A 23,166-nucleotide genomic window follows, 5' to 3' on the forward strand; every position below is an offset into this window, starting at 1 on the left:
TATGAGCTGTGGTTGAGGTGAGAGAGCGGAACGCCATATTCTAGAGAGTTTTGACAATGAAGTTTTGAGCTTGAATTGGCAACATGGTATAGAATTGAGAATGTTCTAAAAGTATGAGGTAAATATGGAACCAAAATTTTTGCGCGCTTTGGTGCGGCATTGGGATTGTCTCGAAAAGCGCATAGACCAATGTAGGGAAGTGTACCCGGAGGTCCTACTGCCTTATGTGTTCGCAGTGTTTGAAACTGCAGTCGTAGATACTCTTGTTGAGCTTGTCTCTTTTGATTTCGGGAATATTTGCCAACAAAAACTATTTAGAAAAAAAGTCCTTCCTTCATATCTACGAGGTACTGAGTTTAATGATTTTTTCGTAACAAAGTTTTTGAAATATACTTATATAGAAGAGTTGAAAAACAAGCCGTTGGATGAGAAAATTAAAGCCCTTTTGCGACCTCTTGAGATAGATTGCAAAGGTGAAATTAAAAGTATGCTTGAAAGGATTAATGACTACAGAAAATTGAGAAACAGTTTAGTGCATCATGATTTATGCAGGTATGAAACGCTCGGGAATGTAAAAGTAGAATATGTCGATGGCCGATATGTTTTTAACAGAGACGATGCAATAAAATTGATTGAACTACTTGCTACTTTCTCAACTCAAATCAAGGAAAGACTGAGAATAGAGTTTGGAAAATATACAGACTTGCATATTATCCAAAGGTATTGGGAAAATATTTTTGATAATAATGTGTTAGCCTTTTCGAAATGCTGGAACACAAGTGGAGCTATATTCTATACTGGCCCAAGCCCTGAGGAATATGCTCAAAAGTATGGTAGTACTAGGGTCGCTTGCCTCTTATCTCTTTTTCTCGCTGCATTTAATGGACATGAGAAAATAGTCTATTATTCTGATTTGTTAACTCTTCCGATCAAAGAGAGGAAGAAATATCAATCAAAATTTAATAAAATTATGGAACTGCACGACATTATTGATTTGCAAAATATGCAGATTGAACTCTCTTACAAGCTGAACATCTAATCCTCTTGCCTCTGGTACCAATAAATATTATAATCCTCTTAAGTCGCAACGGGAGGACCAAATGCAAAAAAATACCAGCGTCACGCTCGGACCGCATTTCGACAATTTCATTAGCAACCAAGTGAAGGAAGGGCGTTTCAACTCTGCCAGCGAAGCGATCCGCGCAGGGTTGCGTCTCCTTGAGGAGCGCGAAGCAAAAGTTAAAGCACTTCAACTCGCACTCATTGAAGGTGAGAAGAGCGGCATTGCTAGTTACTCTTTGGAGAAGTTGTCTGCCGAGTTGGGCGACTAGATGCAATTTCAGCTTACCAACAAGGCGTATGCCGACCTCAAAAGTATTGCCAAGTACACGCAAACGACTTGGGGTGTTGCCCAACGCAAAGAGTATCTGTCTCGGCTGGACCAGTCATTTCACTTAATCGCGGAAAATGTCGGTATCGGCAGAAATTGTGACCATATCAGAGAAGGGTATTTCAGCCACCCTGTGGGCAAGCATCTGGTCTTCTATCGTGTTGAAGACGAGACAGTGACTATCGTCAGAATCCTGCATCAGAGCATGAATGTGGAACGCCAGTTGTAACTTAGATTTCGGTCAACCATCCGGTCAACCAAACGCATTCAACACACCTCCAACACCACTGATTTTTTGTTGACTTCAAAATAAAAAGTCTAAGTATTTCAAAGTTTATATGCCCGTCTTCCTGCATGGCATTCAAGAGGTCGTGGGTTCGATTCCCTCCAGCTCCACCAGATTTTCAAATAAAATCAACCGTTTAGGACTATCTCCTGAGCGGTTGTTTCCTTTTTGGGGAATCAGCTACCCTTTTGGCTACCTTTTTTGGGTCTCCATGATTTAACGATATATGCTTTAGATATCTGGTTTTTCTGTGGGTATAGGCATTTTCTCTGCCGAGATCCCATCCTGTAGCTATTGAGTTCCACAGAGTCAGCGGAAAGTGTTGCTAATCAACGAAATCAGGGTTATTTGACTAAAAATGACTACAAACAGTATCAATTTGAATGGGAGTGGTATTATGTCAGTGCAAAGCACAAGTTTCCGCACCGATCCCGAAACGTTGTCGACCTTGGACCAGATTGCCAAGGATATGGGTAGAAGCCGCAATTGGATCATGAACAAAGCGATCCAGGACTTCATCGAATACCAGTCGTGGTTCAAGCGACAGGTCGAGGAGGGGATCAGAGCCGCAGATAACGGCGAGTTTGCCTCTGACGAAGAGGTTGAAGCAGTTTTTAAGCGATTCGGTGCCTAGGGTATGCCTAGATGGACAAAGCCCGCTCAACGGGATTTACAAGCACAGTTGGAATATATCGAACGAGAGAACCCGAATGTGGTGAGCAGGATCGCGGTTCAGATCAAGAAAGCAACGGAGTCTTTGGACTCGTTCCCGCAGATAGGTCGAGATGGAGTCGTAGACGGGACACAGGAACTTGTCATTCCTCGTCTGCCGTTCGATTGCGTATACCGGGAACAGGGTGGGCAGGTTGAGATTCTTCGATTGCTCCATGAGCGGATGCAATGGCCCATCCTATCGAATCGAGAAGGTCGGTGACTCAATGGAAGGCCGTGGGAGATAAATATCCAGGGCGATACCATTGCCTTGCGTGCATCAGGCGATAATGCCTTTCCTGACGATAACGATCCTGAGTATGCCGACTATGAAGAACGATATGGCTATCTTCGTCCGCTCAGGCGATTTTTTTTTAGCTGTGCGGAGGCTGATCGGCTGGTTGCCGTTTGAATAATTTTCGGGTCGTCGGAGTATATGCGCCGTATGTGGACAAAAAAATCTTTGGGGCGAGTTCCCCTTTTGCTAAGGTTTGACGAGTTAAGAGAATCTCCAGGCAGTAGAAGGAGGCGCCATGAACGATGATATGAAACCGCTTGGAGTCTACACCAAAAACGGGGCAGTCACGAAAGCGAACTGTTCCGAGCAGGTCCACCTTCATTTTGAGGTGGACCCACCTCTGTAGGAATCACTACAGAATCGGCACGTATTTTGATATTGTAAAGCGGATGTCTGTAGAGAACAATTCTTTCCCAGAGGCAAAAAACATGGATGATGTCAAAAGACGGCTGGTGACGGATCCCCGCTACAGAGCCGGTATTGAAGCGTGTCTGGAGCACCCGACGGTGTTGATCGCTCCGACGAATTTCTGCAATTTTGCATGTGACTATTGTTCTACGAAAGATGTTTCGAACAAAAAGGTCAATATGGATTTGGCCCTCGTCGAAAGCATTGTTGACCAATGTGTGCAGCATGGTTGGAATTTCAGTTTCGGGCAGACCTATGAACCGTTTTTGCATCCACGGATCAATGCAATAATCGCCTATGTGCATGGCAAGGGCAGGCGCTTCAACTCTCCCACGAATGCCTTGGCGATACATGGCGATGCTTATGATCTTCCAATGAATCTGACCATAAGCTACAGCGCTACGGAAAGCGATTACCGCTACAGAAACAGCAAGATTTCATATGTTGATTATCGGGACAAGGTTCTTGGATTCATTCGGTATCGTATCGATCATGGCGTACCGGGCGTGATTGCGTTGCAGATTGCCGATTACAGCATCTTCAACGGCGATTTGACCTACAGCAGAAGCATTCATGAAATCGGGCCGATATTTGAAAAAACCGTGCAAACGATGCGGCACCTCGGTCTAGCCACGGATGTTGACGAGGACGCGTGGCGGCAAAGGATTGCAGCAAGAGCGCCGCTTGTATTGCACGAGGCGGGGGACACGAAGATTCAGGTTGCCCCGACGAAAATACTGCCCAACACCTACGAGGCGTTTACCGAGATGCCTGAGGTTTCCGAGAGAAAAGGATACTGCGATTCCTGCTATACGATGATGTCGATCCAGGCCGACGGGACCGTGGCCTTTTGCTGTTGTGATCCTTCCGCGAAAGTGGTTGCCGGGTCCATTACCGCGGAAACGGATCTCCAGGAATTCTGGCTCGGGGAAGCAATGTCGGAGATTCGTCGATCCTTTTTGGGATATACGCCGAAGCATGATTTTTGTGTGCAGTGCCTGCACAACGTCACGGAAAACACAAAGCCGCTGTTGACGGTCAGGAATCCTGCTTTGGTGGCGGAAATCCTGACGGATTACGGCATTTCGGGGAATCTACCCTGGTTCACGTTTCCCAAGTAGTCGGCGTCGTGAAGTGTTTTTTTGGGAAGGAATTGTTGCGGCTTGATGCATGTCAATGCGCGGGCCGGCGTGTCGTGTCATCTTCAGAGCCACACGTTGGAACGACAATCGGAAACGCAACATCGGAGGTACGACATGCGCGTGGCTGGTATGCGGCGGCAGGAAGAAAAGATTGAATCCCTGGCGAATATTGTTGTGGAACTGCGGCCCGAAATGGAAAAGCTGTCCGTAAAGGGTGCTTTTCGGCTCGGATTAAATGATGCGCTTAAGGAATGCGACTATTCCGCGTGGAAGGATTTGGCGGAGCGGCCGCGAAGTGAGCGGGAACATTTTTCCGGGCGGTTGTTGGAAAACGCCCTGCACCACTTGCAAAAGATGGGCTTGCCGGACGAGTTGGTGAACCCGGCCCGGGAGCGGTTGCAACAGGCCAACGCCGTTTTTTTGAACTAACCGGGACGCGGCGTTGCTTGACGGGGCGGAATGGTCTCTCTGATTTGCCTCGGCCCTGCCAACGCTGCTTCCGTGCACCGATTACGATCCCAGACAAAGTAGCAGCGCCCCCAACGGGGCATAAGCCCGGACGGTTTTTCTGTCCGGGCATTATTTATCTTGCGCAACCCTTCGCATTACCATATGAAAAGATGACGCTGATTCCCAGCGATTATCCGTACTCTGCTTTCCTGGTCGGAGGGTATGTCCATGAAACGTGAAAATGCTTCGTCTTCTGGTCGTGTTTGCGAAAAAACGACGGGTTCCGGCGGTCATGTTCCCCGTGAAGCCGTGCTTGCGACCGATGCCGAAGACATGCGCGAGGCCTTGGCTCGCAGGGTGACCGAGGAATGCGGCCAGACGTTTGTTGCCGCGCTTTGCTCCGGGCCGGACGTGGCAACGCTGCACCGGGTTATGGACGAGATGTACGCGGACCTGGAAAGGATTCTGACCAAAGAGCCGTTCGATCCTCCCCTGGCTTGCGCTCGAGGCTGCAGCTATTGCTGTTATAATCAAATTTCCCTGACGCCGCCGGAAGCGCTTCATCTGGGGTTGTATGTTCTGGAACGGTATCGGGGGGAGGAAGCCGAGGCGCTGACGCGTCGTGTGGATGACGTGTTGCGGCGCATCCGGGGAAAAAGCCGTGCCGAACTGGGGACCATGCGCCATGAACTGCCGTGTCCGTTTTTGGAAGACGGTGCCTGCGCCGTTCACCCGGCCCGGCCCCTGGTGTGCAGGGGCTGGAATTCCGTGAACGCGGAGCAGTGTCGACAGGCCAATGTGAATGCCGACCCTATGACCATGATCGAAAATCACGCCTTGCCGCGGGAGCTGGCCGAGGCCATGCAGCTTGGGCTTTTGCGGGGATCCCAGGCTTGCGGCAAGGAGGCCGGTTTTCTGGTCATCACCCGGGCCGTAAAGCTGATGCAGGAGGTTGGGCTGGCGGAATGTGCACGAGCCTGGCTTGCCGGGGAGCCGTTTTTCGCCCGGCAGCATCCTTGGTAGGGGCGTGTCCACGGACGGGGATGTTGGTGCCGAGAGATGAAGTGGCTGTCCGGTACCGGCAGGGCATTTTCTGAAACGACAAAGCCGGTCTCCCAGAGCGGGGGGACCGGCTTTTGCGTTCCAGGGGAGCGTGTGGAAATCAACAGGTTAGCTGTACCTTGCCCAGGAAGTCCCGCAGGCGGGGATTTTGCGGATTGGCAAAGAACGCCTCCGGCTCGTTTTCTTCCTGAATCACGCCTTGGTCGATGAAAATGACCCGATCCGCCACTTCGCGGGCAAAGTGCATCTCATGCGTGACCACGACCATGGTCATGCCTTCCTCGGCCAGCTGCTTCATGACCTCCAGCACCTCGCCCACAAGCTCGGGGTCCAGGGCGCTGGTCGGCTCGTCAAAGAGCATCACGCGCGGTTGCAATGCCAGGGAGCGCGCAATGGCCACTCGCTGTTTTTGTCCGCCGGAAAGCTGTTCCGGGTAATTTCGCGCTTTGTCGGCCAGTCCCACTTTTTCCAGCAATTCCAAGCCGAGCTTGTCGGCCTCGGCCCGGCGCATGCCCCGGACCTTGATGGGACCGAGGGTCACGTTGGCGAGAACATTCATGTGCGGAAAGAGGTTGAATTGCTGAAAAACCATGCCCGCTTCGGTACGCACATAGTTGATGTTGGTCTTGGGGGCCATGATGTCGTGGCCGTCCACCACCACCGTGCCGGAGGTGGGTTCCTCCAGCTTATTGATACACCGCAGCACCGTGGACTTGCCGGACCCGGACGGGCCGATGATGCAGACCACTTCGCCCTTGTTCACGGTCAGGTCGATGCCTTTGAGCACTTCCAGGTCGCCGAAGCTTTTGTGCAGGTCTTGTATTTTGATCATGGAGGTTCTCCTTGCGCGGTCCACGAAGCGAGCTAGCGGGTCTGGATTTGCAGGCGGCGCTCCAGTCGGCGCAGCGCCCAGGAAATGGACATGGTCATGGCCAGATACATGATGGCCACGGCGAGATAGACTTCAAAGGCGCGGAAGTTCACAGCCACGATTTCCTGGCCGGTCCGCAGCAGCTCGCCCACGCCGATGACCATGAGCAGGGAGGTGTCCTTGAGGCTGATGATGAACTGGTTGCCCAGGGGCGGAATCATGCGTTTAAAGGCCTGGGGCCAGACCACATAGAGCATGGCCTGCCCGCGGCGCAACCCAATGGAGCGGGCCGCTTCCATTTGCCCCGGGTTGATGGACTGCACAGCGCCGCGGACGATTTCCGCGATGTATGCCCCGGAGTTCACCGCAATGACGATGATGCCTGCCACAAGGGGCGGGATGCGCATGCCCAGGGCCATGGGAACGCCGAAATAGAGGAACATGGCCTGTACCAGCATGGGGGTGCCGCGTATGGTTTCCACATAAAATCCGGCAAGCTTTCGGATCAGAATATTGCGCGAAAGTTTCATGAGTCCGAACAGGGCGCCGAGCAGGAAGCCGAAGGCCAATCCGCCGATGGTGATGTAGATGGTCAGTTCGAGCCCGCGCGTAAGCATGGGCAGGGTGTCCACCACGACGCGGGGTTCAAATTGAAATGCCATGGGATCCTCGATGGTTGAAACGGAACAGCAAGGGGGTCCGCGCAGTGCGGACCCCCGTCAACAGGGTGCTATTGTTATGTTCTATTTGGGTTCGGTGTGGAACCACTTGAGGTACAGTTCGCGGTAGGAGCCGTTTTCACGCAGTTCCGCCAGGGCCGCATTGACTTTCTGGACGAGTTCGGTGCTGCCCTTGGGGAAGGCGATGCCGTAGGACTGTCCCTGGTACAGCGGACCAACGACCTTGACCTGGCCCTGACCGGCCTTGTTCATGAAGTCGGCGATGACCGGGGAGTCGAAGACCACGGCATCGGCGCCGCCGGTGAGCAGTTCCATGAACATGGCGTCGTTGTTGGGGAAGAGCTTGACTTCCTTGGCCTGGGCGTGGGCCTTGACGTAGTCCTCGGAGGTGGTGCCGGTCTTGGTGGACACGACCCTGCCGTTGAGGTCTTCAATGCCGTTGATGTCGGTGTTGTCGGACTTGACGAGCACGAGCAGGCCGGCATTGTAGTAAGGATCAGAGAAGTCCACGACCTTGGCGCGCTCGGGCTTGATGGTCATGCCCGCGATGCCCACGTCCAGCTGGCCGGACTGCAGGCCGGGGATGATGCCGTTGAAGTCCATGGGCTGCAGGGAGTATTCCAGGCCCATTTCCTTGGCGATGGCGTCCCACAGTTCCACGTCGAATCCGGTATGATCGCCGGTGGTGGGATCTTTGAATTCAAACGGGGGGAAGTTGGTGTCGGTGGCCACGACGAGCGGGCCGGCAAAGGCGGTGGCGGCGCTGATCAACAGCGCGGCGGAGAGCAGCAGGGTGACGATGCGTTTCATGAATCCTCCTGAAATATGGATAGAAATACCATTCCCTGAGACCTTGTACGCCCGGCCTTCGGGCGCGGACTCCCGAGGCGACGGCCCTTGAGGGGGAGTGTCGCAAAAGCGTCACATTTTCGCTGAAAACCGGGGATTTTTCAAGACCTGGAGCGCAGGGAATTTCCATTCCCGTACAAAAAGTGGCTTGGCGCGGATGGGTACGGTGAATTGTATTGGCTTTTTTGTGTGCGCACCAGGGTAAGCTGTTCATTGGCCAAGTCTTCCAGTGCATGCGTTTGGTCCGGGGTCAGCGTCCGGTCAGGCGCAGGCGGCGGATAGGAAAGGACTCGCGCTGCACGGTGCGGTGATAACGCACGGCCGGATAGCCGAAAAGCATGACGTACATGGGCCGGTATCCGTCCGGCAGTTGCAGAGCCATGGGCAGTTCCGGGACCACCCGCATGGCCATATGCGCAAAACCGCACCACAGGGTACCCAATCCGGCCGTGGGTGCCAGCAGGTCGAACTGGCTCAGAAGAATGAAGCAGTCCGCTTCGGGTGTGGGGCCATCCTCCAGGGCCGAGACCACGAGCATGTGCGGAGCGTTGCGATAGATGAGATCCCGGCCTTGGCTCCATTGCTCGGGAAATTTAGCCAAAAAGGCGAGGTGTTCTGGAATGCGGTCGCCGTTGGCGGCCAGTTCCAGGCCATGGTAGGTGAGTTTGCGGTATTGTTGCATCACGTCCGGGTCGTCCACCAGGGTCAGGACCATGTCCCGGTTGTTGCGGCCCGTGGGACTGGCGGCCAGGGGAGCGAGAACCCGGTCAATGTCGGCCGGGTGAACCCGGTCCGGCTTAAAGCGGCGGACGCTGCGCCGTCCGAGCAGGAGCCGCTCCATCTGGCTCTGTTCGGGCAGGCCTTCCGGGAGGGGCAGGCTCTTGTCCGGGTCCACGCCGAATATGGACAGGGCGGCCGTAGGGCAGACCGCCAGGCAGTGCTGGCAGGCGATGCAGTGTTCTTTCCGTTCCGGAATCACCTCAGGCCGTCCGGATTCCAGCGTCAGAATTCCTACAGGACAGTCCTGGACACATTCGCCGCAACCGATGCAGCGTTGTGCGTCAATGAGCAAATCCATTGGAAATGCCTCCATTTTCAGAGTGATGTGTTGCCGTACGTTGCTCTGGACCGACGGCCCTGTTCAGGGCAGTTCGAGCAGTTCGCCCATACGCGGGTGGGCTTTTTTGATCCGCAGGATGAGCCGGTCTTGATGGCGGATGCGCAGGATGGCACGGAGCATGAGAAAGATGCCGAAGAGGATCAGCGCCCCGCAAAGCAGCAGCAGGGGACCGATGAGATAGAGCACGTCAAAGGGGTTGTAGAGCTTGGAGGTGGCCACCAGAACGCTGACGATGGACATGGGCAGGGCCACGATGGCGATGCCCGTGCGCATGGAGGAAAGGGATGTGCGTTTTTCCGCCAACAGCAGTTGGGCTTCGTTGATGAGCGTCTTTTCCGACGAAGGGGTGCTCGGTTCCAGATCAGGCGAATGTTGCATGATGCCTTTTTAGCGCCGAGTTTTTCAAAGCGCAAGAGGACAGGGGGGCTTTCCGCCGGAAAGCATTGCGCGAGGGCGGGCTGTGGCGTACGTAGAAAGTGGAACATTTTGAAAAAGGAGAGGTTTATGTCGGCCCTTCGTAGTATGATTTTGTGCGCGGCCCTTGTGTTCGTGGCGGTGCGTCCGGTTCCGGCCCAGGAGCTTTCCGTGGGGCAGACCGTGTATGTCCCCGCTTATGCTCATATCTACCACGGAGCCAAGGCCCGGCCCTTTGATCTTGCCGTGACGCTGAGCATCAGAAATACAGACTTGAAGCAGAGCATTACGCTCACCAGCGTGGATTTTTACGATACGGACGGAAAATTGGTAAAGGTCCATCTGATCAAGCCGGAGAAGCTCCCCCCCCTGGCCACGCGGGAAATTCTCGTGGATGAGCGGGATTCCCTGGGCGGTTCCGGCGCGAATTTCATCGTGCGCTGGCACGCGGATCAGGAGGTGAACGCTCCCATCATTGAGAGCGTGATGATCGGCACCCAATCCCAGCAGGGCATCTCCTTCCGGTGCGTGGGCTGGCCCGTGCTGGAAAATCACTGACCGCTGCTGAACAATCACGGACCGCATCCAGTGGGTGATACCGACGGGTGCATTCAATACTTGCCAACCAGCCAAAGCGTTGTTACCTGATGAACGCCGACCCCGAAAATGGGGCGGTAGACGGCGCGCCGAGAGGACGGCGCCGCGCGCGGGAAAGGGTCACGCCGCCCGTCTCGCGCCACGGAGACCATTGCTTTTGTGAAGTTGGCCCCGGAATGCTCCGGGCGGACGCGGTCACCGGACCCCAAGGTCTCACCGGGACGCGTCACGGCGGATCGTATCGTCAGGAAACCAAACCGGGAGCGGATGGGCGCGAAAAACGCGAACCGCTTCCAGCGCGTCGGCGGCGTCGCGGCTCTGAGCTGCGGCAGATGTCCGCCTTACGCGGGCAACGCCGTCTCAGGTCTGTGGCGTCCTGGTCCAAGAATCGCGGACCCGACGTTTTAGGAGACCGACATGGCCAAGCGTATTTTGAATTCTCTGCGGGGAACCATCCATGGTGTCCGTTTCTCCCTGATGCACTCCGCGTGCTGCAGGCTGGAGCGGGCGGGTATGAACCCCAAAGAACCGTTCTAGGCATACACCACGACGCACCCAGGGGATAGTGTCCCCGATTTGAAAAAGGCCCGGACCATTGGTCCCGGGCCTTTTTTTCGTGCGAGGACCATGCTCCGGGGTTGACTGCGGTAGGGGGAAGAGAGTATCGGTCCAACCAATATGACAAAAAAAGAAATTGGTCTGACCAATTCCGCGGGCGATCTCGCTACCGGGCCGCGCTACAGGGAAATAACCGCCCGCATCCGGGAGATGCTGGCCAATGGTACGTTGTGCGCTGGGGACAAGATCCCGTCGGAACGGAGTTTGGCCGAACGGTTTCGCGTTTCCCGCAACAGCGTGCGCGAGGCCATCCGGACCTTGGCGGAGCAGGGTATCCTTGAGACCCGGCGGGGGGACGGCACCTATGTGCGTGAGTCCGACGGCGAACGATTGGCTGCCGCGTTTGTGGCCGGGCTGGAGGCCCAGCGCCATCGTATTGGGGACATCTTTCAGTTTCGCCGCATGATCGAGCCGCCCATCGCGGCTTTGGCCGCACGGAATGTGAATAAGGAGCAGCTGGACCGGCTCAAGGTGCTGGTGTGCGATCAGCATCAATGTGTGCTGGCCGATAGGGACGACACGGATTTTGACGTGGCTTTTCATCGGGAGCTGGCCAGAGCCTCGGGCAACCGGGTGGTGGAGGAGGCCTTGAACGCGCTGCATGAGCTGCTGGCCGAAACCCGTTCCGGTTTTTTACGCCCCCTGGAGCGGCGGGAGAGCGCCCTGCGGGGACATATGCGAATTTTAATGGCTCTGGAAAACGGGGACGGTGAAGCCGCCTCCCAGGCCATGCGGGAACATTTGCAACGCGCAGAGGCCGCAGCCCTGAGCCGAAAATCATCTTCAACCGACAAAGGATGAACCGAATGCTGGAGCAGCTTTTCACCTACGCAGCCCTTGGGGGCGTGGCCGGCGTACTGGCCGGTCTTTTCGGCATCGGCGGCGGGCTGGTCATTGTACCCATGCTCGTGCTGGCGTTTGAATGGCAGGGCATGGACCCGAACCTGATCATGAAGGTGGCTCTGGGAACCTCCCTGGGGACCATCATTTTTACGTCCATATCCAGCAGCCTGGCCCACCACAAACGCGGCGCCGTGTTGTGGAAGGTGGTCCTGGCCATTGCGCCGGGCATCATGGTGGGAACGTTTTTGGGCGCTTATTCCGCCCATTGGCTGCCCACGAATTTTCTCCGCGTATTTTTCGTGGTGTTTTTGTATTATGTGGCCTGGCAGATGTTGACCGGGAAAAAGCCCCCGGCGTCCCGGACCCTGCCCGGCACCGCAGGCATGTTCGGCGCGGGCGGGATCATCGGCGTGATCTCCAGCTGGGTTGGCATCGGCGGGGGAACGCTTTCCGTCCCCTTTCTGCATTGGTGCAACACCCGCATCCATGCGGCCATTGGCACGGCTTCGGCCATCGGCTTTTTTATCGCGGTTTCCGGCACGCTCGGGTACATCCTGGGCGGCTGGGGCGTGGAAGGAGTGCCGGGACCGGCGTTTGGGTATGTTTCCATCCCGGTACTGCTGGGCATCGTCTGCGTGAGCGTGTTCACCGCACCCCTGGGCGCAAAGCTCGCCCACAGTCTGGACACGGTAAAGCTCAAGCGCATTTTTGCCTGCCTCTTGCTGATCGTCTCCAGTCGGATGTTGCTCAAGGTGTTGGACATTCTGTAACAGGCTGGCGCAAAGCGACAGCCCCTGGCGTTGGCGTCGACGACCGTGCCGGGCATGGATCGATTGTACCGAGCGGCGCGCCGATTCGGTGGCCTTGAAGCCCCGCATCCTGCTAGAATAAAACGGGCCGAACCCGGATGGGGCGGCCCGTTTTTGCGCCTCGTTGTTTCGGACCGTGGTGATCCGATCATCCCGGCGTGATCATCAGGTCAGGCTGTTTTGAAAAACCTGGGCCGGGGTGCCGCCCGCCGGAATGTTGGACCCTGACTTTTCTTTCTGCAGTTTTGCCAGCTGCTGCATGTATTGGGTCAGTTCCTGCTGAAGCTGGGCGACTTTTTGCTGTTTTTCCTTTTCAGGCAGGTTGCTTCTCTGCGCTTCCTGAATCTCTTCTTTGATTTGTTCAATGCGTTCCTTTAGTCGCTCAATGGCCATCTCTTCCGGGCTGGATGGTTCGCTTTCCTTTTGTTTTTGTGCGGCCGAGGCCATGCTTCGACCTTTGGCGGAAAGGGTCACCTTGTCGCCTTGGGTTTCGCTCAGTTTTTTAGCTTCCTGAAGCGCGTCCTGCAATTGGAGACCGCGGTCTGGCTCGGCCTCGCTGCCCAAGTGGAGTTTGGGTGATTGGGAGCGTTCGGGAACAAGCCCGCTGGTCATGGTGAGGGAATTCATCACGGCTCCTTTATTATTGTTTCGTACACCCGGACACTCCTGTTGAGTGCCGCAATCGGTGCCGTTGTGTCTTCATGTTCTTCTTATCGGTCATCAGGTCGATATTGTTTAGTCTGTTTTGATGAAAAAAATAAAAAATCCCGCCGGGACATGCGTCACGGCGGGGTGGAATCGGCGTCAGGTCCAGACCGGCAAAAGGGGCGCCTTGCGCCTTGTGTCTGGGGATATCCGGCCGGTGGATGAAGGAAAAACTATTCGACAGGGCGGTACTGGGCGCTGCCGAAACCGAGGATAGGCACGAAGATGAAACTCAGGAACAGGAGTCCCAGACCGAAAGGTACGCCGTAGCCGAAGTTTTTGGCCAGGCGAATGCTGATGACCACACCGATGATGATGTTCAGAATCGGTACGAGCAGCAACAGGAGCCACCACCAGGGCTTGCCCACGATGCGCAGGAGCACGATGATGTTGTAGAAGGGAACCAAGATTGCCCAGCCGGGTTCCCCTGCTTTTTCATACGTCTTCCAGTAGCCCGCCAAAATGATAATGGTGATGGCGATCCAGATGATGAATTCCATTTCCCCTCCATCTGTTTGCGTCTTGCGTGCCGTGCACGGGACAGTGTTAACGTGTATCGGACTAGTAGTGCCTTGCATGGTAGAATGTCAAACACTGTTCTGGGCATGCCGGGGGCTTGTGTCATGGTGGCCACTTTCACCGCCGCACCTACTGCTGCCCTGCCGGGTTGTTGCGCGGCCTCGGGGATCCGGCAACGACGAGGCGGATGTTTTGGGGCAACCCCTTGCGGATGTGGTGAGAATTCATTACCCCAAGACCATGCGTGCGCTCTGATCCTATAGTTATCCGGCCGCCCGCCGATATGTTGACTACGGTTGTTGCCCGCTCCGTTTCATTCAATTCCTTCTTTAGGATATGCGTAATGGTTCGATTCGCTCTTGTTGGTTGTGGCCGGATAGCCCAAAAATACGGCACGTTGTTTTCGAACGGTCGTGTCAGGCATTCCAGCCTGGTTGCGGCGTGCGAGGTCAAGGAAGAGCGGCGGCTCAAGTTCGGGGAAACATTTCGCGTCCCTGTTTTTGAGGATATTTCGTCCATGATGGCAGCCCATGGGGATGCCATCGACGTCGTGGTCATCCTCACGGAAAGCGGCAAGCACGCCCAGGTCGCGTTTGAGGTATTGGAATATGGAAAGCATCTTGTGGTGGAAAAGCCCATGGCCCTGCGTCTGCGGGACGCCGATGAGATGGTCCGGCGTTGCGATGCCGCCGGAGTGAAGCTGTTCGTGGTCAAGCAGAACAGGTTCAACCTGCCTGTGGTGAAGTTGAAGCAAGCCCTGGACGCCGGGCGTTTCGGCAGGATCACCATGGGAACGGTGCGGGTGCGGTGGTGCCGCAAGCAGGAATATTACGACCAGGATGCCTGGCGGGGAACCTGGGCCATGGACGGCGGGGTGTTTGCTAATCAGGCCAGCCACCACATTGACCTGCTGGAATGGATGCTTGGCGAACCCGTGTCGGTTTTTGCCAAGAGCCGGACGGCCCTGGTGGATGTTGAGGTGGAGGACACCGGTGTTGCGGTGATAACGTTTGCGGGCGGAGCCATCGGCATTGTTGAAGCCACCAACGCCACCCGTCCGACAGATTTGGAAGGCTCCATTTCCATTCTGGGGGAAAAGGGAACCGCCGAGATAGGCGGATTTGCCGTGAACGAAATGAAGGTCTGGCAATTCGAGGAGCCGGAACCCGACGACGAGACCGTGTTGCGCGAATGCCGTACAAATCCGCCGGATGTCTACGGCTTTGGACACATTGAGTATCTCAACAACGTTGTGGCCTGCCTTGAAAAGGGCAGCCCTTCCCTTGTCGACGGCATTGAGGGGAGAAAGTCGCTGGAATTGATCAACGCGATGTACGAATCCATTGAAACCGGAAAGGAAGTGCGGCTCAAGTTCCGGCCCGTTCACTGCAAGTTGGGACATTGTCGGGAAGATTGGGTGTAGCTTTGAGAAAAGTGGCTTTTTTGGGAAGAAAAACCGTTGCAACGCAGTGCTTTAAGCATGTTCTAGAACTGCGGCGCAAGGGGATTGTGGATATTGTGGGCGCTCTTTCCACGCGGCATGTGCTCGACGAGGAGGAAAGTGTGGTCTCCCTCTGTGAACGGGAAGGCGTTCCCCTTTTGGCCTCACTTGAGGACTATCTGGCGTTGCCCGAAGTGGATGTGTTGTTTTCCGTGCAGTATGAGCGGATATTGACCTCTTTTGAGCTGTCCAAGGCCTCGGAACTCAACGTGAATCTGCATATGGCCCCGTTGCCGGAGTATCGAGGCTGCAATCAGTTTTCCTGGGCGTTGCTGGACGGAGCCGAAGAATTCGGAACCACGCTTCATGTTATGAATGAACGCATCGACAATGGGGACATTCTGTTTGAAAAACGGTTTCCGATACCTGCGGCCTGCTGGGTGGAGGATCTTTATGCCCTGACCGTGGCGGCATCTGTCCAATTGTTTGCGGAGCATGCCGAACAGATTGTTACCGGCGACTACACCCGGACGAAACAATCGGATATTTCCGCAAGAACCTCCTCGCTGCATTTCCGTGACGAGATTTCGGAGATGAAGCGGGTGGATCTTTCCTGGGAAGCGGACAAGATCCACGCACATGTCAGGGCGACGAGCATGCCCGGGTTTCCACCTCCGTATTACATTGCCGACGGCCAGCAGCAACATATTGTTGCAAGCCGATACGCGCTGCGCAACGGGCGGTTGGAACGCGGATCGCAACACCCGGTACAGCAGGATGGCAGATGAATATCCCATTGGTTGATTTGGGCGCCCAATACGAGCGCATTCAGCACGAAATGGAACCTGCCCTTGCAGCCGTTCTCCAGCGGTCCCAATTTATCGGCGGCGAGCCGGTCGCCTGTTTTGAGAAGCAGTTTGCAGCGTATTGCAGCGCCGCGTACTGCGTGGGCGTCGGCAACGGCACGGACGCCTTGTTCCTGACGCTCAAGGCCTTGGGCATTGGCGCTGGCCACGAGGTTGTGGTTCCGGCCACGAGTTTCGTAGCCACGGCCGAGGCCGTGTCCATGGCCGGAGCACGGCCGGTTTTTGCGGATGTTCATCCCGAGACCTACACGCTTGATCCGCGGGCCGTGGAACCCTGCATCACCCCGAGGACCAGGGCGCTGCTGCCGGTGCACCTCTATGGCTGTCCGGCCGACATGGACGCCCTGGCGGAAATCGCCCGGCGCCATGGACTCCACCTGATTCAGGACGCGGCCCAGGCGCATGGGGCCGCTGTAAACGGTAACCCCATCGCGAACTACGGAACCTGTTGCTATAGTTTTTATCCGGGAAAGAACTTGGGAGCGTATGGCGACGCAGGCGCGGTCGTCACCAACGACGAAGCCTTGGCCGTGATGGTGCGGAAGTGGGCCAATCACGGGCGGATCGCCAAATATGATCATGAATTTCCGGCCGTCAATTCCAGGTTGGACGGCCTTCAGGCCGCTGTTCTTTCGGTAAAGTTGCGGCATCTGGAATCATGGACCAGGGCGCGGGAGCAGGCGGCGCAGCACTACGATCATCTGCTCGCAAACATACCGGCCATTCGCCGCCCCTTGGTGCCTTCGGGGAGGCGGCATGTGTTTCACCTCTACGCCCTCCAGTGCGAAAAGCGCGATGGCCTGCGTCAATTTTTGTCCGACCGGGGCGTGCGGACCGGCATTCACTACCCCACAGCCTTGCCTTTTCTCCCGGCCTATGCGGATTCGGGCCATGCACCTGGGGATTTTCCCGTGGCGTTTCAGTTGCAGAATACGACGTTGTCGCTCCCGATGTTTCCTGAACTGACGCAAGCGCAACAACAGTACATTGCGGAAAGCATAACCCTTTGGCCGGACCAATAAGATACTATGAAAGTTCTTTCCATAACTCCCGACATCGACAGCGGCGGGGCCGCGAAAAGTCTTTTTCTTCTGGCGCGCCAGGTCGTGGCGGAAGGGCACGAAATGCACATCATCAGCATTGCCAAGCCCTCAAGAACGAAACGCAAGGTCGAGGAACTCGCGGCCATGGGCGTTACCGTGGACTATTTCGACATTCCCTATTTTCCCCTGAAGCTTTACGTCTGCCCCATCCCCTTTGTTCGCAACGCCAAACGGACCGTGCGGTCCCTTCCCGTCTACCGGCAGCTTGCGGCAAGGGTGCGCGAACTGGGTCCGGATATCATTCATTACAACAGTTATACCACGCTGTTGATCGCCCAATGGCTGAAGGGGTATCCCGCCGTGCTGCACGCCCGGGAGGTTATGGTGGAGCCGACTCGGTCCATGCCGCTGGTGCGGCATATGGTACGGCGCAGGATTGACGAGATCGTCGCCATTGCCCCGGAAGAGGGGGAACAGGCGGAACGCGTTTTTGGCATCCCCGTCACCACGGTGTTCAACTGGCCGGAGAAGCCGCAGCAGCTGCTGCCCATGCCCGAAGACGGGCCGTTGGTGTATGCTGTTTTTTCTCATGTCACGCCCGTCAAAGGACATCTGGAATGCGTCAAGGCCTGCGCCCTGGTTGCGGACGAGCTTCGGCAGGCAAATGTTCGGATCCGTCTTTTCGGCGGTCGGGTGCCGATTCACGAGGGCTATTATCAGTCCTGCGTGCGCTTCATTCATGAGCACGGCCTGGATGACATTGTCAGCTTTCCCGGGTTCGTGGACAATCCGGAAGAGGAGATGCGCCGGATTCATCTGCTTATCCGTCCGGACACCACGGGCCACTCCTGGGGGCGCGACATCATCGAATGCATGAGCCTGGGGCGTCCGGTCCTGGCCATGGGAGCACGGGACGTTATGGTCAAGAATGGACTGACCGGAACCCTGGTTCCCATTGGGGACGTTGCGGCGTTGGCAAAGGGCATGGTCGAGCTGGCCGATTTGAACACGTTGCAGAAACTGGGGCGCAATGCCTACCGGTTTGCGACCGAGCATTTCGACCGTGTGGACAATCCGCAACGGATCATCCGGCGAATGGAATCCTTGGTCGAACGGCGTGCGCAAGGAAAAGGCAGAGGATAAACATGTCTCCGGTATTGGTCATCGCCTTTAAATTTCCTCCGTTTGCGGGAGTTGGCGGGTTTCGTTGGACTAAGATGGTGAAGTACTTGGCCAGACTCGGCAGAGAGGTCCACGTGGTTACGGTGGACTGGGACGCCTCCGGGCCGGGTATTCTCCCCGAAAAGTATTATTCCCCCCTCGTTCACGTCCACCGGATCGCCTCTGGTTTTCCACACAAACAGTTGCATTACAGGGGGAATGATCCTTCCTGCATCGCCCTGCGTGAGGAAGCTCGTACCCAGATGATGGATTCGGGTTTTTTTGATGAGGCGGGTGCCTGGGGCGAAACCCTGATACCCGCCTGCCGGGAGCTTATAGCCCGCCATGGAATACGGCTTGCTATCGCTACCGGGCATCCTTTTCACGCCAATGAATGGGCCGCTGCGTTAAAAGCGCAAACCCCCGGGTTGAAGCTCATTCAGGATTTTAGGGATCTCATTTCCTCACTCATGGTCAACACCGCTGCCACGCAAGACGATTGTCTGGCAATGCAACGCCGCTGCGTTGAACAAGCTGATGCCGTTGTTGCTATATCCGCAGGCATGGTCCGGATTCTCCAACAGGAAACGCCTTCGGATATATATCACGTCATCCGCAACGGTTTTGACCCGGAACGGCTTGAAGCGTTTCGCAAGTCCCCAGAAGACCGCCGTCCGACAGCTCCCCTTTCATTTTGCTATCTCGGCAGTCTGGGATTCGGCCGGCATTTGGTGATGGATTCGTTTTTGCAAGCCGTTGCGAGAGTGGCTGCTCGGGGCAGACGCATCTTGGTGACCATGTGTGGCGACAATCACGGGTATATCGCCAAGAAATTCAGGAACCTTGTAGATGCGCGGATATTGCGGTTGCACCCCAGCATGCCATGGGACCGAGCCATGCGCCTTGCCATGGAAAGCGATTTCGGTCTGAATTTACTGTCTCCTCCTATGGGGCATTACCTCCCTACCAAGATTTATGACTACGTGGGAGGAAGGCTTCCATGCCTGTCCATCGGTCCGGAGGGAGACACATCGGAGCTTTTGCGGGAGCGGGATTGCGGCGTGGCTTTGCCTCAGGATCAAACCGTGATTGCACGGGCGATGGATACCTGGTGCGACACGCTTCCCCGGTTTTCCTTCAAGGATGTAGATCAACTCGGCGTGGACCGTCTCGCCGCGGAATACAATACGCTCATCAACCGTATTGTCGGAGAACCTCATGGATAAACGTTCAACTTCAGAGCGGGCACACGGCATTTCCTTGCTCATCCCCACACAAAATGCGGAGTTGACTGTGGAGCTTTGCATTCGCTCCTTTGTTCACTATCCAGATGAAATAATAGTGGTTGATAACGGATCCACAGACGGCACCAAGGAAATTGTCAAGGAACTGGAAAAGGAATTCGATCATCTTTCCTTTTATGATTGCCCGGAGCTGCCGGACTTGCATCACAATCGGCAGTTTGCACTCGAAAAATCGAGGTTTAATTGGATAGCCAGGCTAGACAGCGATTATGTCGCCTACACCTCGGGCGACAATGACATCCGAGATCTTAGGAAATTGGTGCTTGCCGCACCCAGAACCGAACCGCCTTCAACGTTTCGCATCAAGCAGTTTTCTTTGACTCGTGATTGCAACACCGTTGGGATCGAAAGATCCGAGAAGCCGGAAGGGCGAGGGAAATATGTGCAAGGTGGATGGAGTGAGTTGGGGGCAAGGATTATTCAATATTTTTCAGGTATGAGCTTTGCAAGAGTCAATAAACGCTGGGAGGGAGTGCCGGGTCAGGAGACGTTCTTAAGTCGGACCCTGGACCGTGCCTACTGGATGCATTGCGATTTCAAACGGCCTGTCGATTATTTGCTGCGGTCGGAAAGGACCAACTGGCGTGAGCATGGGGATTTTGATCGATATCCGACATTGCGGGAGTACTTACGGGCCGTGTTGCCGGAAAAATATGGCACCGAATGTCTTAAAAAGGCTGCTTTGATGTATATGAAGCAGGAATTTGATCCGTGGGTCCGCCCCTACGACCCGGCGACAATGCCGCCTTATCCCGAAACAGTGGAACTGGCTGCCAAAGGACAATTGCAACTTTTTTCCGGAAGTATTGTCTCAAGAATATTGCCTAACCAGCCACGGTCGACAGCACACCAGCCAACAGCAATTCGGGAAAAGAATGATGTGTGATCAACCGGAAATGGCAACGGTACATGGCATTCGGCTGTTGTTGAACGATGAGTACCTTTCGCCCAAGATGCGTTCTGTTCTGGAGAAAGGCGCTTATGAAGATAATGAGGTCCGGATTCTGAAGGAAACGCTTGTTTCCGATGATTCATATCTTGAGCTGGGTGCAGGCATAGGAGTGACCGCCATCATTGCGGCGCAACGCCTGGACAAGGCTCCCGTACTGTATGAAGCAAATCCGGTTTTGTGTAAATATTTGGAGAGGAACAGCCGCATCAATGGGGTAGAGTTGGAGATCAACAACGGAGTTGTTGCACACGGCAAAAGCAAGGATTTTTATATCCACGAAAACTTTTGGTCTTCTTCCTTGTTATACAAGGAAGGCACAGTGCAGACTGTAAGTGTCGCGGCACATACCATGCAGTCCTTGCTCATGCAGTACCAGCCTAGCTACTTACTTTGCGACATTGAAGGCGGCGAGGTCGAGGCTTTTGCCGATGCGGACTTGACTTGTCTGCGGACGATCTGCTTGGAAATTCATAACCATTATGTCGGTGACTACCAGACCACACAAACCATCGCCAAGATCGTGGAACAAGGTTTTGCAATCGATTTCCAACGTTCAGCAGGCAAGGTTTTTCTGTTTTATAGACCGTGACGTTGGAGAAGGGGTATTTGGCCGACGAGGAGGAGAAGCAATATGCGCTTTGATGATGAAGATTGGCGTGTAACCAAAAATATGACAGTTCCGACTCGTGAAGTTGATCTCCAACATGTTGAATTTTGGAAGGATGATCGAGTCCTCAGCGAGTTTCACCACAACAACTACGGGCGCCCCTGGGTGCTGGGTAAATATCAGTTTGACTACTTGCTGGAGCGTGGTCTTGCTCCAGAAGATAAGGTCTTGGATTTTGGTTGCGGGGCGGGACGGCTTGCCATTCATCTGGTACGGTATCTGCATTCGTCCTGCTATTTCGGAATTGACTCCAATAGGAAATCTGCTGAATCGTTCGCCTATGAGATGTTTTTGCATGGTTTGGTGGAAAAAAGGCCGAGGTTTGTTCTGGACTCAAGCTTGTCCTGCGGGGTGTTTGGTGCATCCTTCGATTGGATAATCGATTTTTACTCCATGAAGCACATGGATGAAAAAAAACAATATCAAGCATTTGAGTCTTTCTCAAAAGTTTTGGCACCCAAGGGGAGAGTGTTGGTCGTTCCGCAGCCGAGGGTGGACAGTGACCGATTGGGAAAACTGGGGTTCCACCTGTCGTATACACGGATCCAGGAGTGCCAAGCCCTTGCCTTGTCAAAAAAGAGTGTGAACCACTGGCACGAATACGAATATGGAGAATGATAAGGGCGAATCCATGATGCGGGAGAAAAGTTTTCCCCCTTTTTAAGAGCTTGAAAAACGGTTAGTTTTCTTTGAGCTTGGCTTCCAGCGACCGGATTTGTTCCTTGAGTTTCACAATTTCCGCGCGGTGATCCGCGAGTGCGTTACCGTAGGCGATGATAAGATCAGTCAGGTCGACGCTGCACTCGTCAACGCGTTCCCCTTTGGGGAGAGCATTGGAGAATAGTTCCGGGCGTCCAAGGTAACTGCGGGCGATACGGTTGTTGGAGTCGCGGTAGGTGTCCAGATAGCGTTCACGTTCGTTGTTTGTAAACAATAACGGTTTTGTTTGACATGGGAAGGAAGCCTTTTGCAACACGTGCCGTATATCCAGGCGTCTGGGAATCTCCGGGTCCACTCCCCGTGCAAGCGCCTGGTGAACACGTCTGTAATCCGCTTTCGTCTTGCGGTTTTCGGGTGAAAGCGTCCTGGCAAACGCGTCCAGCCGTGTTTTGCGTTCCTTGTCAGTCAAGAAGAATTGTTGGTTGAACACCCTGTGTACTTTCAGTGCGTGCCCGTTGTAGGAGGTGTTTTGTTGCTCTGCGGACATTGATCCCGTGGATAGCATTGAAAGCAATGCATCAGGCAACCCAACGGTATCCACGAAGTCGGCGACAATGTCACCGTCTTTTAATTCGGAACGTTCGTATGCTTTGACAATGATGTTTTCAACACCAAAGTGGGCTGCGTAGGCGTCTACTAAGTGACCCCAGTCGTTATGGTTGCCCGCGTGAAGCCCCAGGTAGTCAGCAAAGGAAAGATCCAGTCCATTTTTGACGGATTGAGTGTAGCGGGATTCCATGAATAAATCCTGTCTTCGGAGATATACTATAATTTTGACTTCATTGTCTTCAAATAGTCGGGCGAGATGCCCTGCGTACATATCCGCAATGGAGTTGGGATGGATATATGATACGCCTGCGAATGCTTCATGTGACATGAGTAGGATGTCTTCTTTGCATTTCAGTTCACTTTGAATTATTTTTTTAATTGCAGGTAGATTATCGACTCCGGAATCCATGTTGTCCTGCAACATAAGCTGCACTTCATTTAAGGTAGCTCGCGGAGTTACATGCACACCATGCTTCCGCAGCAATTCAGCATGGTTCATGACGGTATTTTGCAAGGTGGTCGTACCTGTTTTGGGAGTGCCTATGTGGAATAGTATTTTTTTCATAGAGATGTCCTTGGGAGGCCGCGGAGGATTGCTTCACTCACTTTTATGCTACTTTGCTTACTGATATTTTAACTATCTTGTGCAGAGATAGGTCGTCAACCATTTTGCATTGCGTTGGTCCGCAAC

The 23,166-nt window shown here is 54.6% G+C and carries 27 protein-coding genes; 19 read left to right on the forward strand and 8 right to left on the reverse strand.

Features of this window, described 5'->3' with window-relative positions; all coding sequences use genetic code 11:
• Positions 1 to 124: 124 nt before the first annotated feature.
• The 8 genes from B5D49_RS02655 to B5D49_RS02690 all read left to right on the forward strand — a co-directional run bounded on the left by B5D49_RS02655 (position 125) and on the right by B5D49_RS02690 (position 5,708).
• Entirely contained in the window at positions 125 to 1,039 is a 915-nt protein-coding gene (locus B5D49_RS02655; RefSeq protein ID WP_144019075.1) for a hypothetical protein, read from the forward strand.
• Between the two features lie 61 nt (positions 1,040 to 1,100).
• Positions 1,101 to 1,331: a type II toxin-antitoxin system ParD family antitoxin gene (locus tag B5D49_RS02660; RefSeq protein ID WP_078716113.1), complete on the forward strand. Its 231-nt coding sequence runs from the start codon at positions 1,101 to 1,103 to the stop codon at positions 1,329 to 1,331.
• The gene (locus B5D49_RS02665; RefSeq protein WP_078716114.1) at positions 1,332 to 1,619 is read left to right on the forward strand and encodes a type II toxin-antitoxin system RelE/ParE family toxin; all 288 of its coding nucleotides are present in this window, start codon (positions 1,332 to 1,334) and stop codon (positions 1,617 to 1,619) included.
• Positions 1,620 to 2,073: 454 nt separating this feature from the next.
• On the forward strand, positions 2,074 to 2,310 hold the full coding sequence (locus tag B5D49_RS02670) for a CopG family ribbon-helix-helix protein (protein WP_078716115.1): 237 nt from the start codon (positions 2,074 to 2,076) through the stop codon (positions 2,308 to 2,310).
• A gap of 3 nt (positions 2,311 to 2,313) precedes the next feature.
• On the forward strand, positions 2,314 to 2,610 hold the full coding sequence (locus B5D49_RS15130; RefSeq protein ID WP_078716116.1) for a type II toxin-antitoxin system RelE/ParE family toxin: 297 nt from the start codon (positions 2,314 to 2,316) through the stop codon (positions 2,608 to 2,610).
• 503 nt (positions 2,611 to 3,113) lie between these two features.
• Positions 3,114 to 4,214, forward strand: coding sequence for a radical SAM/SPASM domain-containing protein (locus tag B5D49_RS02680; RefSeq protein WP_159447110.1), 1,101 nt, complete (start codon positions 3,114 to 3,116; stop codon positions 4,212 to 4,214).
• Between the two features lie 135 nt (positions 4,215 to 4,349).
• Positions 4,350 to 4,664 (forward strand): hypothetical protein, encoded by a 315-nt coding sequence (locus tag B5D49_RS02685; protein WP_144019078.1) that lies wholly within the window; start codon positions 4,350 to 4,352, stop codon positions 4,662 to 4,664.
• A 249-nt stretch (positions 4,665 to 4,913) separates the two neighbouring features.
• Positions 4,914 to 5,708 carry a YkgJ family cysteine cluster protein gene (locus B5D49_RS02690; protein WP_159447111.1) on the forward strand — a complete coding sequence of 265 codons (795 nt, stop codon included), beginning with the start codon at positions 4,914 to 4,916 and terminating at the stop codon, positions 5,706 to 5,708.
• Between the two features lie 139 nt (positions 5,709 to 5,847).
• Here B5D49_RS02690 and B5D49_RS02695 read toward each other — a convergent pair whose 3' ends face one another.
• From B5D49_RS02695 to B5D49_RS02715, 5 genes are all read right to left on the reverse strand, one after another.
• The gene (locus B5D49_RS02695) at positions 5,848 to 6,579 is read right to left on the reverse strand and encodes an amino acid ABC transporter ATP-binding protein (protein WP_078716120.1); all 732 of its coding nucleotides are present in this window, start codon (positions 6,577 to 6,579) and stop codon (positions 5,848 to 5,850) included.
• A 32-nt stretch (positions 6,580 to 6,611) separates the two neighbouring features.
• The gene (locus tag B5D49_RS02700) at positions 6,612 to 7,280 is read right to left on the reverse strand and encodes an amino acid ABC transporter permease (protein WP_078716121.1); all 669 of its coding nucleotides are present in this window, start codon (positions 7,278 to 7,280) and stop codon (positions 6,612 to 6,614) included.
• A gap of 81 nt (positions 7,281 to 7,361) precedes the next feature.
• The gene (glnH, locus tag B5D49_RS02705; RefSeq protein WP_078716122.1) at positions 7,362 to 8,108 is read right to left on the reverse strand and encodes a glutamine ABC transporter substrate-binding protein GlnH; all 747 of its coding nucleotides are present in this window, start codon (positions 8,106 to 8,108) and stop codon (positions 7,362 to 7,364) included.
• A gap of 289 nt (positions 8,109 to 8,397) precedes the next feature.
• Positions 8,398 to 9,225 carry a nitroreductase family protein gene (locus tag B5D49_RS02710; protein ID WP_078716123.1) on the reverse strand — a complete coding sequence of 276 codons (828 nt, stop codon included), beginning with the start codon at positions 9,223 to 9,225 and terminating at the stop codon, positions 8,398 to 8,400.
• 63 nt (positions 9,226 to 9,288) lie between these two features.
• A complete protein-coding gene (locus B5D49_RS02715; RefSeq protein WP_078716124.1) occupies positions 9,289 to 9,645 on the reverse strand; it encodes a hypothetical protein in 357 nt (118 codons plus the stop codon).
• Positions 9,646 to 9,771: 126 nt separating this feature from the next.
• On the opposite strand from B5D49_RS02715, the gene B5D49_RS02720 reads away from it, so the two are divergent.
• From B5D49_RS02720 to B5D49_RS02730, 3 genes are all read left to right on the forward strand, one after another.
• The gene (locus B5D49_RS02720) at positions 9,772 to 10,239 is read left to right on the forward strand and encodes a DUF3124 domain-containing protein (protein WP_078716125.1); all 468 of its coding nucleotides are present in this window, start codon (positions 9,772 to 9,774) and stop codon (positions 10,237 to 10,239) included.
• Between the two features lie 717 nt (positions 10,240 to 10,956).
• A complete protein-coding gene (locus B5D49_RS02725; protein WP_078716126.1) occupies positions 10,957 to 11,697 on the forward strand; it encodes a FadR/GntR family transcriptional regulator in 741 nt (246 codons plus the stop codon).
• A 5-nt stretch (positions 11,698 to 11,702) separates the two neighbouring features.
• Positions 11,703 to 12,509 (forward strand): sulfite exporter TauE/SafE family protein, encoded by an 807-nt coding sequence (locus B5D49_RS02730; RefSeq protein ID WP_078716127.1) that lies wholly within the window; start codon positions 11,703 to 11,705, stop codon positions 12,507 to 12,509.
• 204 nt (positions 12,510 to 12,713) lie between these two features.
• Here B5D49_RS02730 and B5D49_RS02735 read toward each other — a convergent pair whose 3' ends face one another.
• A complete protein-coding gene (locus B5D49_RS02735) occupies positions 12,714 to 13,175 on the reverse strand; it encodes a hypothetical protein (protein WP_078716128.1) in 462 nt (153 codons plus the stop codon).
• Positions 13,176 to 13,426: 251 nt separating this feature from the next.
• Positions 13,427 to 13,753, reverse strand: a complete 327-nt coding sequence (locus tag B5D49_RS02740) for a DUF5684 domain-containing protein (RefSeq protein WP_078716129.1) — start codon at positions 13,751 to 13,753, stop codon at positions 13,427 to 13,429.
• Positions 13,754 to 14,115: 362 nt separating this feature from the next.
• Here B5D49_RS02740 and B5D49_RS02745 point away from each other — a divergent pair, with 362 nt between their 5' ends.
• The 8 genes from B5D49_RS02745 to B5D49_RS02780 are packed head-to-tail and all read left to right on the forward strand — an operon-like array spanning position 14,116 to position 21,824.
• Positions 14,116 to 15,195, forward strand: a complete 1,080-nt coding sequence (locus B5D49_RS02745) for a Gfo/Idh/MocA family protein (RefSeq protein WP_078716130.1) — start codon at positions 14,116 to 14,118, stop codon at positions 15,193 to 15,195.
• Positions 15,196 to 15,206: 11 nt separating this feature from the next.
• Positions 15,207 to 16,001: a formyltransferase family protein gene (locus B5D49_RS02750; RefSeq protein WP_234990618.1), complete on the forward strand. Its 795-nt coding sequence runs from the start codon at positions 15,207 to 15,209 to the stop codon at positions 15,999 to 16,001.
• Entirely contained in the window at positions 15,998 to 17,101 is a 1,104-nt protein-coding gene (locus tag B5D49_RS02755; RefSeq protein ID WP_078716132.1) for a DegT/DnrJ/EryC1/StrS family aminotransferase, read from the forward strand. The genes B5D49_RS02750 and B5D49_RS02755 overlap by 4 nt, the downstream gene beginning before the upstream one ends.
• Before the next feature lie 6 nt (positions 17,102 to 17,107).
• Positions 17,108 to 18,265, forward strand: a complete 1,158-nt coding sequence (locus B5D49_RS02760; RefSeq protein ID WP_078716133.1) for a glycosyltransferase — start codon at positions 17,108 to 17,110, stop codon at positions 18,263 to 18,265.
• Between the two features lie 2 nt (positions 18,266 to 18,267).
• The gene (locus B5D49_RS02765) at positions 18,268 to 19,509 is read left to right on the forward strand and encodes a glycosyltransferase (protein ID WP_078716134.1); all 1,242 of its coding nucleotides are present in this window, start codon (positions 18,268 to 18,270) and stop codon (positions 19,507 to 19,509) included.
• Positions 19,502 to 20,473 (forward strand): glycosyltransferase family 2 protein, encoded by a 972-nt coding sequence (locus B5D49_RS02770; RefSeq protein WP_078716135.1) that lies wholly within the window; start codon positions 19,502 to 19,504, stop codon positions 20,471 to 20,473. The genes B5D49_RS02765 and B5D49_RS02770 overlap by 8 nt, the downstream gene beginning before the upstream one ends.
• Entirely contained in the window at positions 20,466 to 21,128 is a 663-nt protein-coding gene (locus B5D49_RS02775; protein ID WP_159447113.1) for an FkbM family methyltransferase, read from the forward strand. Before B5D49_RS02770 ends, B5D49_RS02775 begins: the two co-directional genes overlap by 8 nt.
• A gap of 42 nt (positions 21,129 to 21,170) precedes the next feature.
• Positions 21,171 to 21,824: a class I SAM-dependent methyltransferase gene (locus B5D49_RS02780; protein WP_078716137.1), complete on the forward strand. Its 654-nt coding sequence runs from the start codon at positions 21,171 to 21,173 to the stop codon at positions 21,822 to 21,824.
• 61 nt (positions 21,825 to 21,885) lie between these two features.
• Here the strand turns inward: B5D49_RS02780 and B5D49_RS02785 are convergent, their stop codons facing one another.
• Positions 21,886 to 23,040: a hypothetical protein gene (locus B5D49_RS02785; RefSeq protein ID WP_078716138.1), complete on the reverse strand. Its 1,155-nt coding sequence runs from the start codon at positions 23,038 to 23,040 to the stop codon at positions 21,886 to 21,888.
• Between the last annotated feature and the right edge of the window lie 126 nt (positions 23,041 to 23,166).

It is taken from the genome of Paucidesulfovibrio gracilis DSM 16080 (genome assembly GCF_900167125.1).
Taxonomy (GTDB): Bacteria; Desulfobacterota; Desulfovibrionia; order Desulfovibrionales; family Desulfovibrionaceae; genus Paucidesulfovibrio; species Paucidesulfovibrio gracilis.

Bases quoted from the DNA above. Each gene is read 5' to 3' on its own strand.
- B5D49_RS02715 (WP_078716124.1), bottom strand. From the start codon at position 9,645: ATGCAACATTCGCCTGATCTGGAACCGAGCACCCCTTCGTCGGAAAAG.
- B5D49_RS02660 (WP_078716113.1), top strand. From the start codon at position 1,101: ATGCAAAAAAATACCAGCGTCACGCTCGGACCGCATTTCGACAATTTC.
- B5D49_RS02655 (WP_144019075.1), top strand. From the start codon at position 125: ATGGAACCAAAATTTTTGCGCGCTTTGGTGCGGCATTGGGATTGTCTC.
- B5D49_RS02670 (WP_078716115.1), top strand. From the start codon at position 2,074: ATGTCAGTGCAAAGCACAAGTTTCCGCACCGATCCCGAAACGTTGTCG.
- B5D49_RS02775 (WP_159447113.1), top strand. From the start codon at position 20,466: ATGTGTGATCAACCGGAAATGGCAACGGTACATGGCATTCGGCTGTTG.
- B5D49_RS02690 (WP_159447111.1), top strand. From the start codon at position 4,914: ATGAAACGTGAAAATGCTTCGTCTTCTGGTCGTGTTTGCGAAAAAACG.
- B5D49_RS02760 (WP_078716133.1), top strand. From the start codon at position 17,108: ATGAAAGTTCTTTCCATAACTCCCGACATCGACAGCGGCGGGGCCGCG.
- B5D49_RS02685 (WP_144019078.1), top strand. From the start codon at position 4,350: ATGCGCGTGGCTGGTATGCGGCGGCAGGAAGAAAAGATTGAATCCCTG.
- B5D49_RS02745 (WP_078716130.1), top strand. From the start codon at position 14,116: ATGGTTCGATTCGCTCTTGTTGGTTGTGGCCGGATAGCCCAAAAATAC.
- B5D49_RS15130 (WP_078716116.1), top strand. From the start codon at position 2,314: ATGCCTAGATGGACAAAGCCCGCTCAACGGGATTTACAAGCACAGTTG.
- B5D49_RS02770 (WP_078716135.1), top strand. From the start codon at position 19,502: ATGGATAAACGTTCAACTTCAGAGCGGGCACACGGCATTTCCTTGCTC.
- B5D49_RS02695 (WP_078716120.1), bottom strand. From the start codon at position 6,579: ATGATCAAAATACAAGACCTGCACAAAAGCTTCGGCGACCTGGAAGTG.
- B5D49_RS02765 (WP_078716134.1), top strand. From the start codon at position 18,268: ATGTCTCCGGTATTGGTCATCGCCTTTAAATTTCCTCCGTTTGCGGGA.
- glnH (WP_078716122.1), bottom strand. From the start codon at position 8,108: ATGAAACGCATCGTCACCCTGCTGCTCTCCGCCGCGCTGTTGATCAGC.
- B5D49_RS02755 (WP_078716132.1), top strand. From the start codon at position 15,998: ATGAATATCCCATTGGTTGATTTGGGCGCCCAATACGAGCGCATTCAG.
- B5D49_RS02680 (WP_159447110.1), top strand. From the start codon at position 3,114: ATGGATGATGTCAAAAGACGGCTGGTGACGGATCCCCGCTACAGAGCC.
- B5D49_RS02730 (WP_078716127.1), top strand. From the start codon at position 11,703: ATGCTGGAGCAGCTTTTCACCTACGCAGCCCTTGGGGGCGTGGCCGGC.
- B5D49_RS02785 (WP_078716138.1), bottom strand. From the start codon at position 23,040: ATGAAAAAAATACTATTCCACATAGGCACTCCCAAAACAGGTACGACC.
- B5D49_RS02665 (WP_078716114.1), top strand. From the start codon at position 1,332: ATGCAATTTCAGCTTACCAACAAGGCGTATGCCGACCTCAAAAGTATT.
- B5D49_RS02735 (WP_078716128.1), bottom strand. From the start codon at position 13,175: ATGAATTCCCTCACCATGACCAGCGGGCTTGTTCCCGAACGCTCCCAA.
- B5D49_RS02720 (WP_078716125.1), top strand. From the start codon at position 9,772: ATGTCGGCCCTTCGTAGTATGATTTTGTGCGCGGCCCTTGTGTTCGTG.
- B5D49_RS02710 (WP_078716123.1), bottom strand. From the start codon at position 9,225: ATGGATTTGCTCATTGACGCACAACGCTGCATCGGTTGCGGCGAATGT.
- B5D49_RS02700 (WP_078716121.1), bottom strand. From the start codon at position 7,280: ATGGCATTTCAATTTGAACCCCGCGTCGTGGTGGACACCCTGCCCATG.
- B5D49_RS02740 (WP_078716129.1), bottom strand. From the start codon at position 13,753: ATGGAATTCATCATCTGGATCGCCATCACCATTATCATTTTGGCGGGC.
- B5D49_RS02780 (WP_078716137.1), top strand. From the start codon at position 21,171: ATGCGCTTTGATGATGAAGATTGGCGTGTAACCAAAAATATGACAGTT.
- B5D49_RS02725 (WP_078716126.1), top strand. From the start codon at position 10,957: ATGACAAAAAAAGAAATTGGTCTGACCAATTCCGCGGGCGATCTCGCT.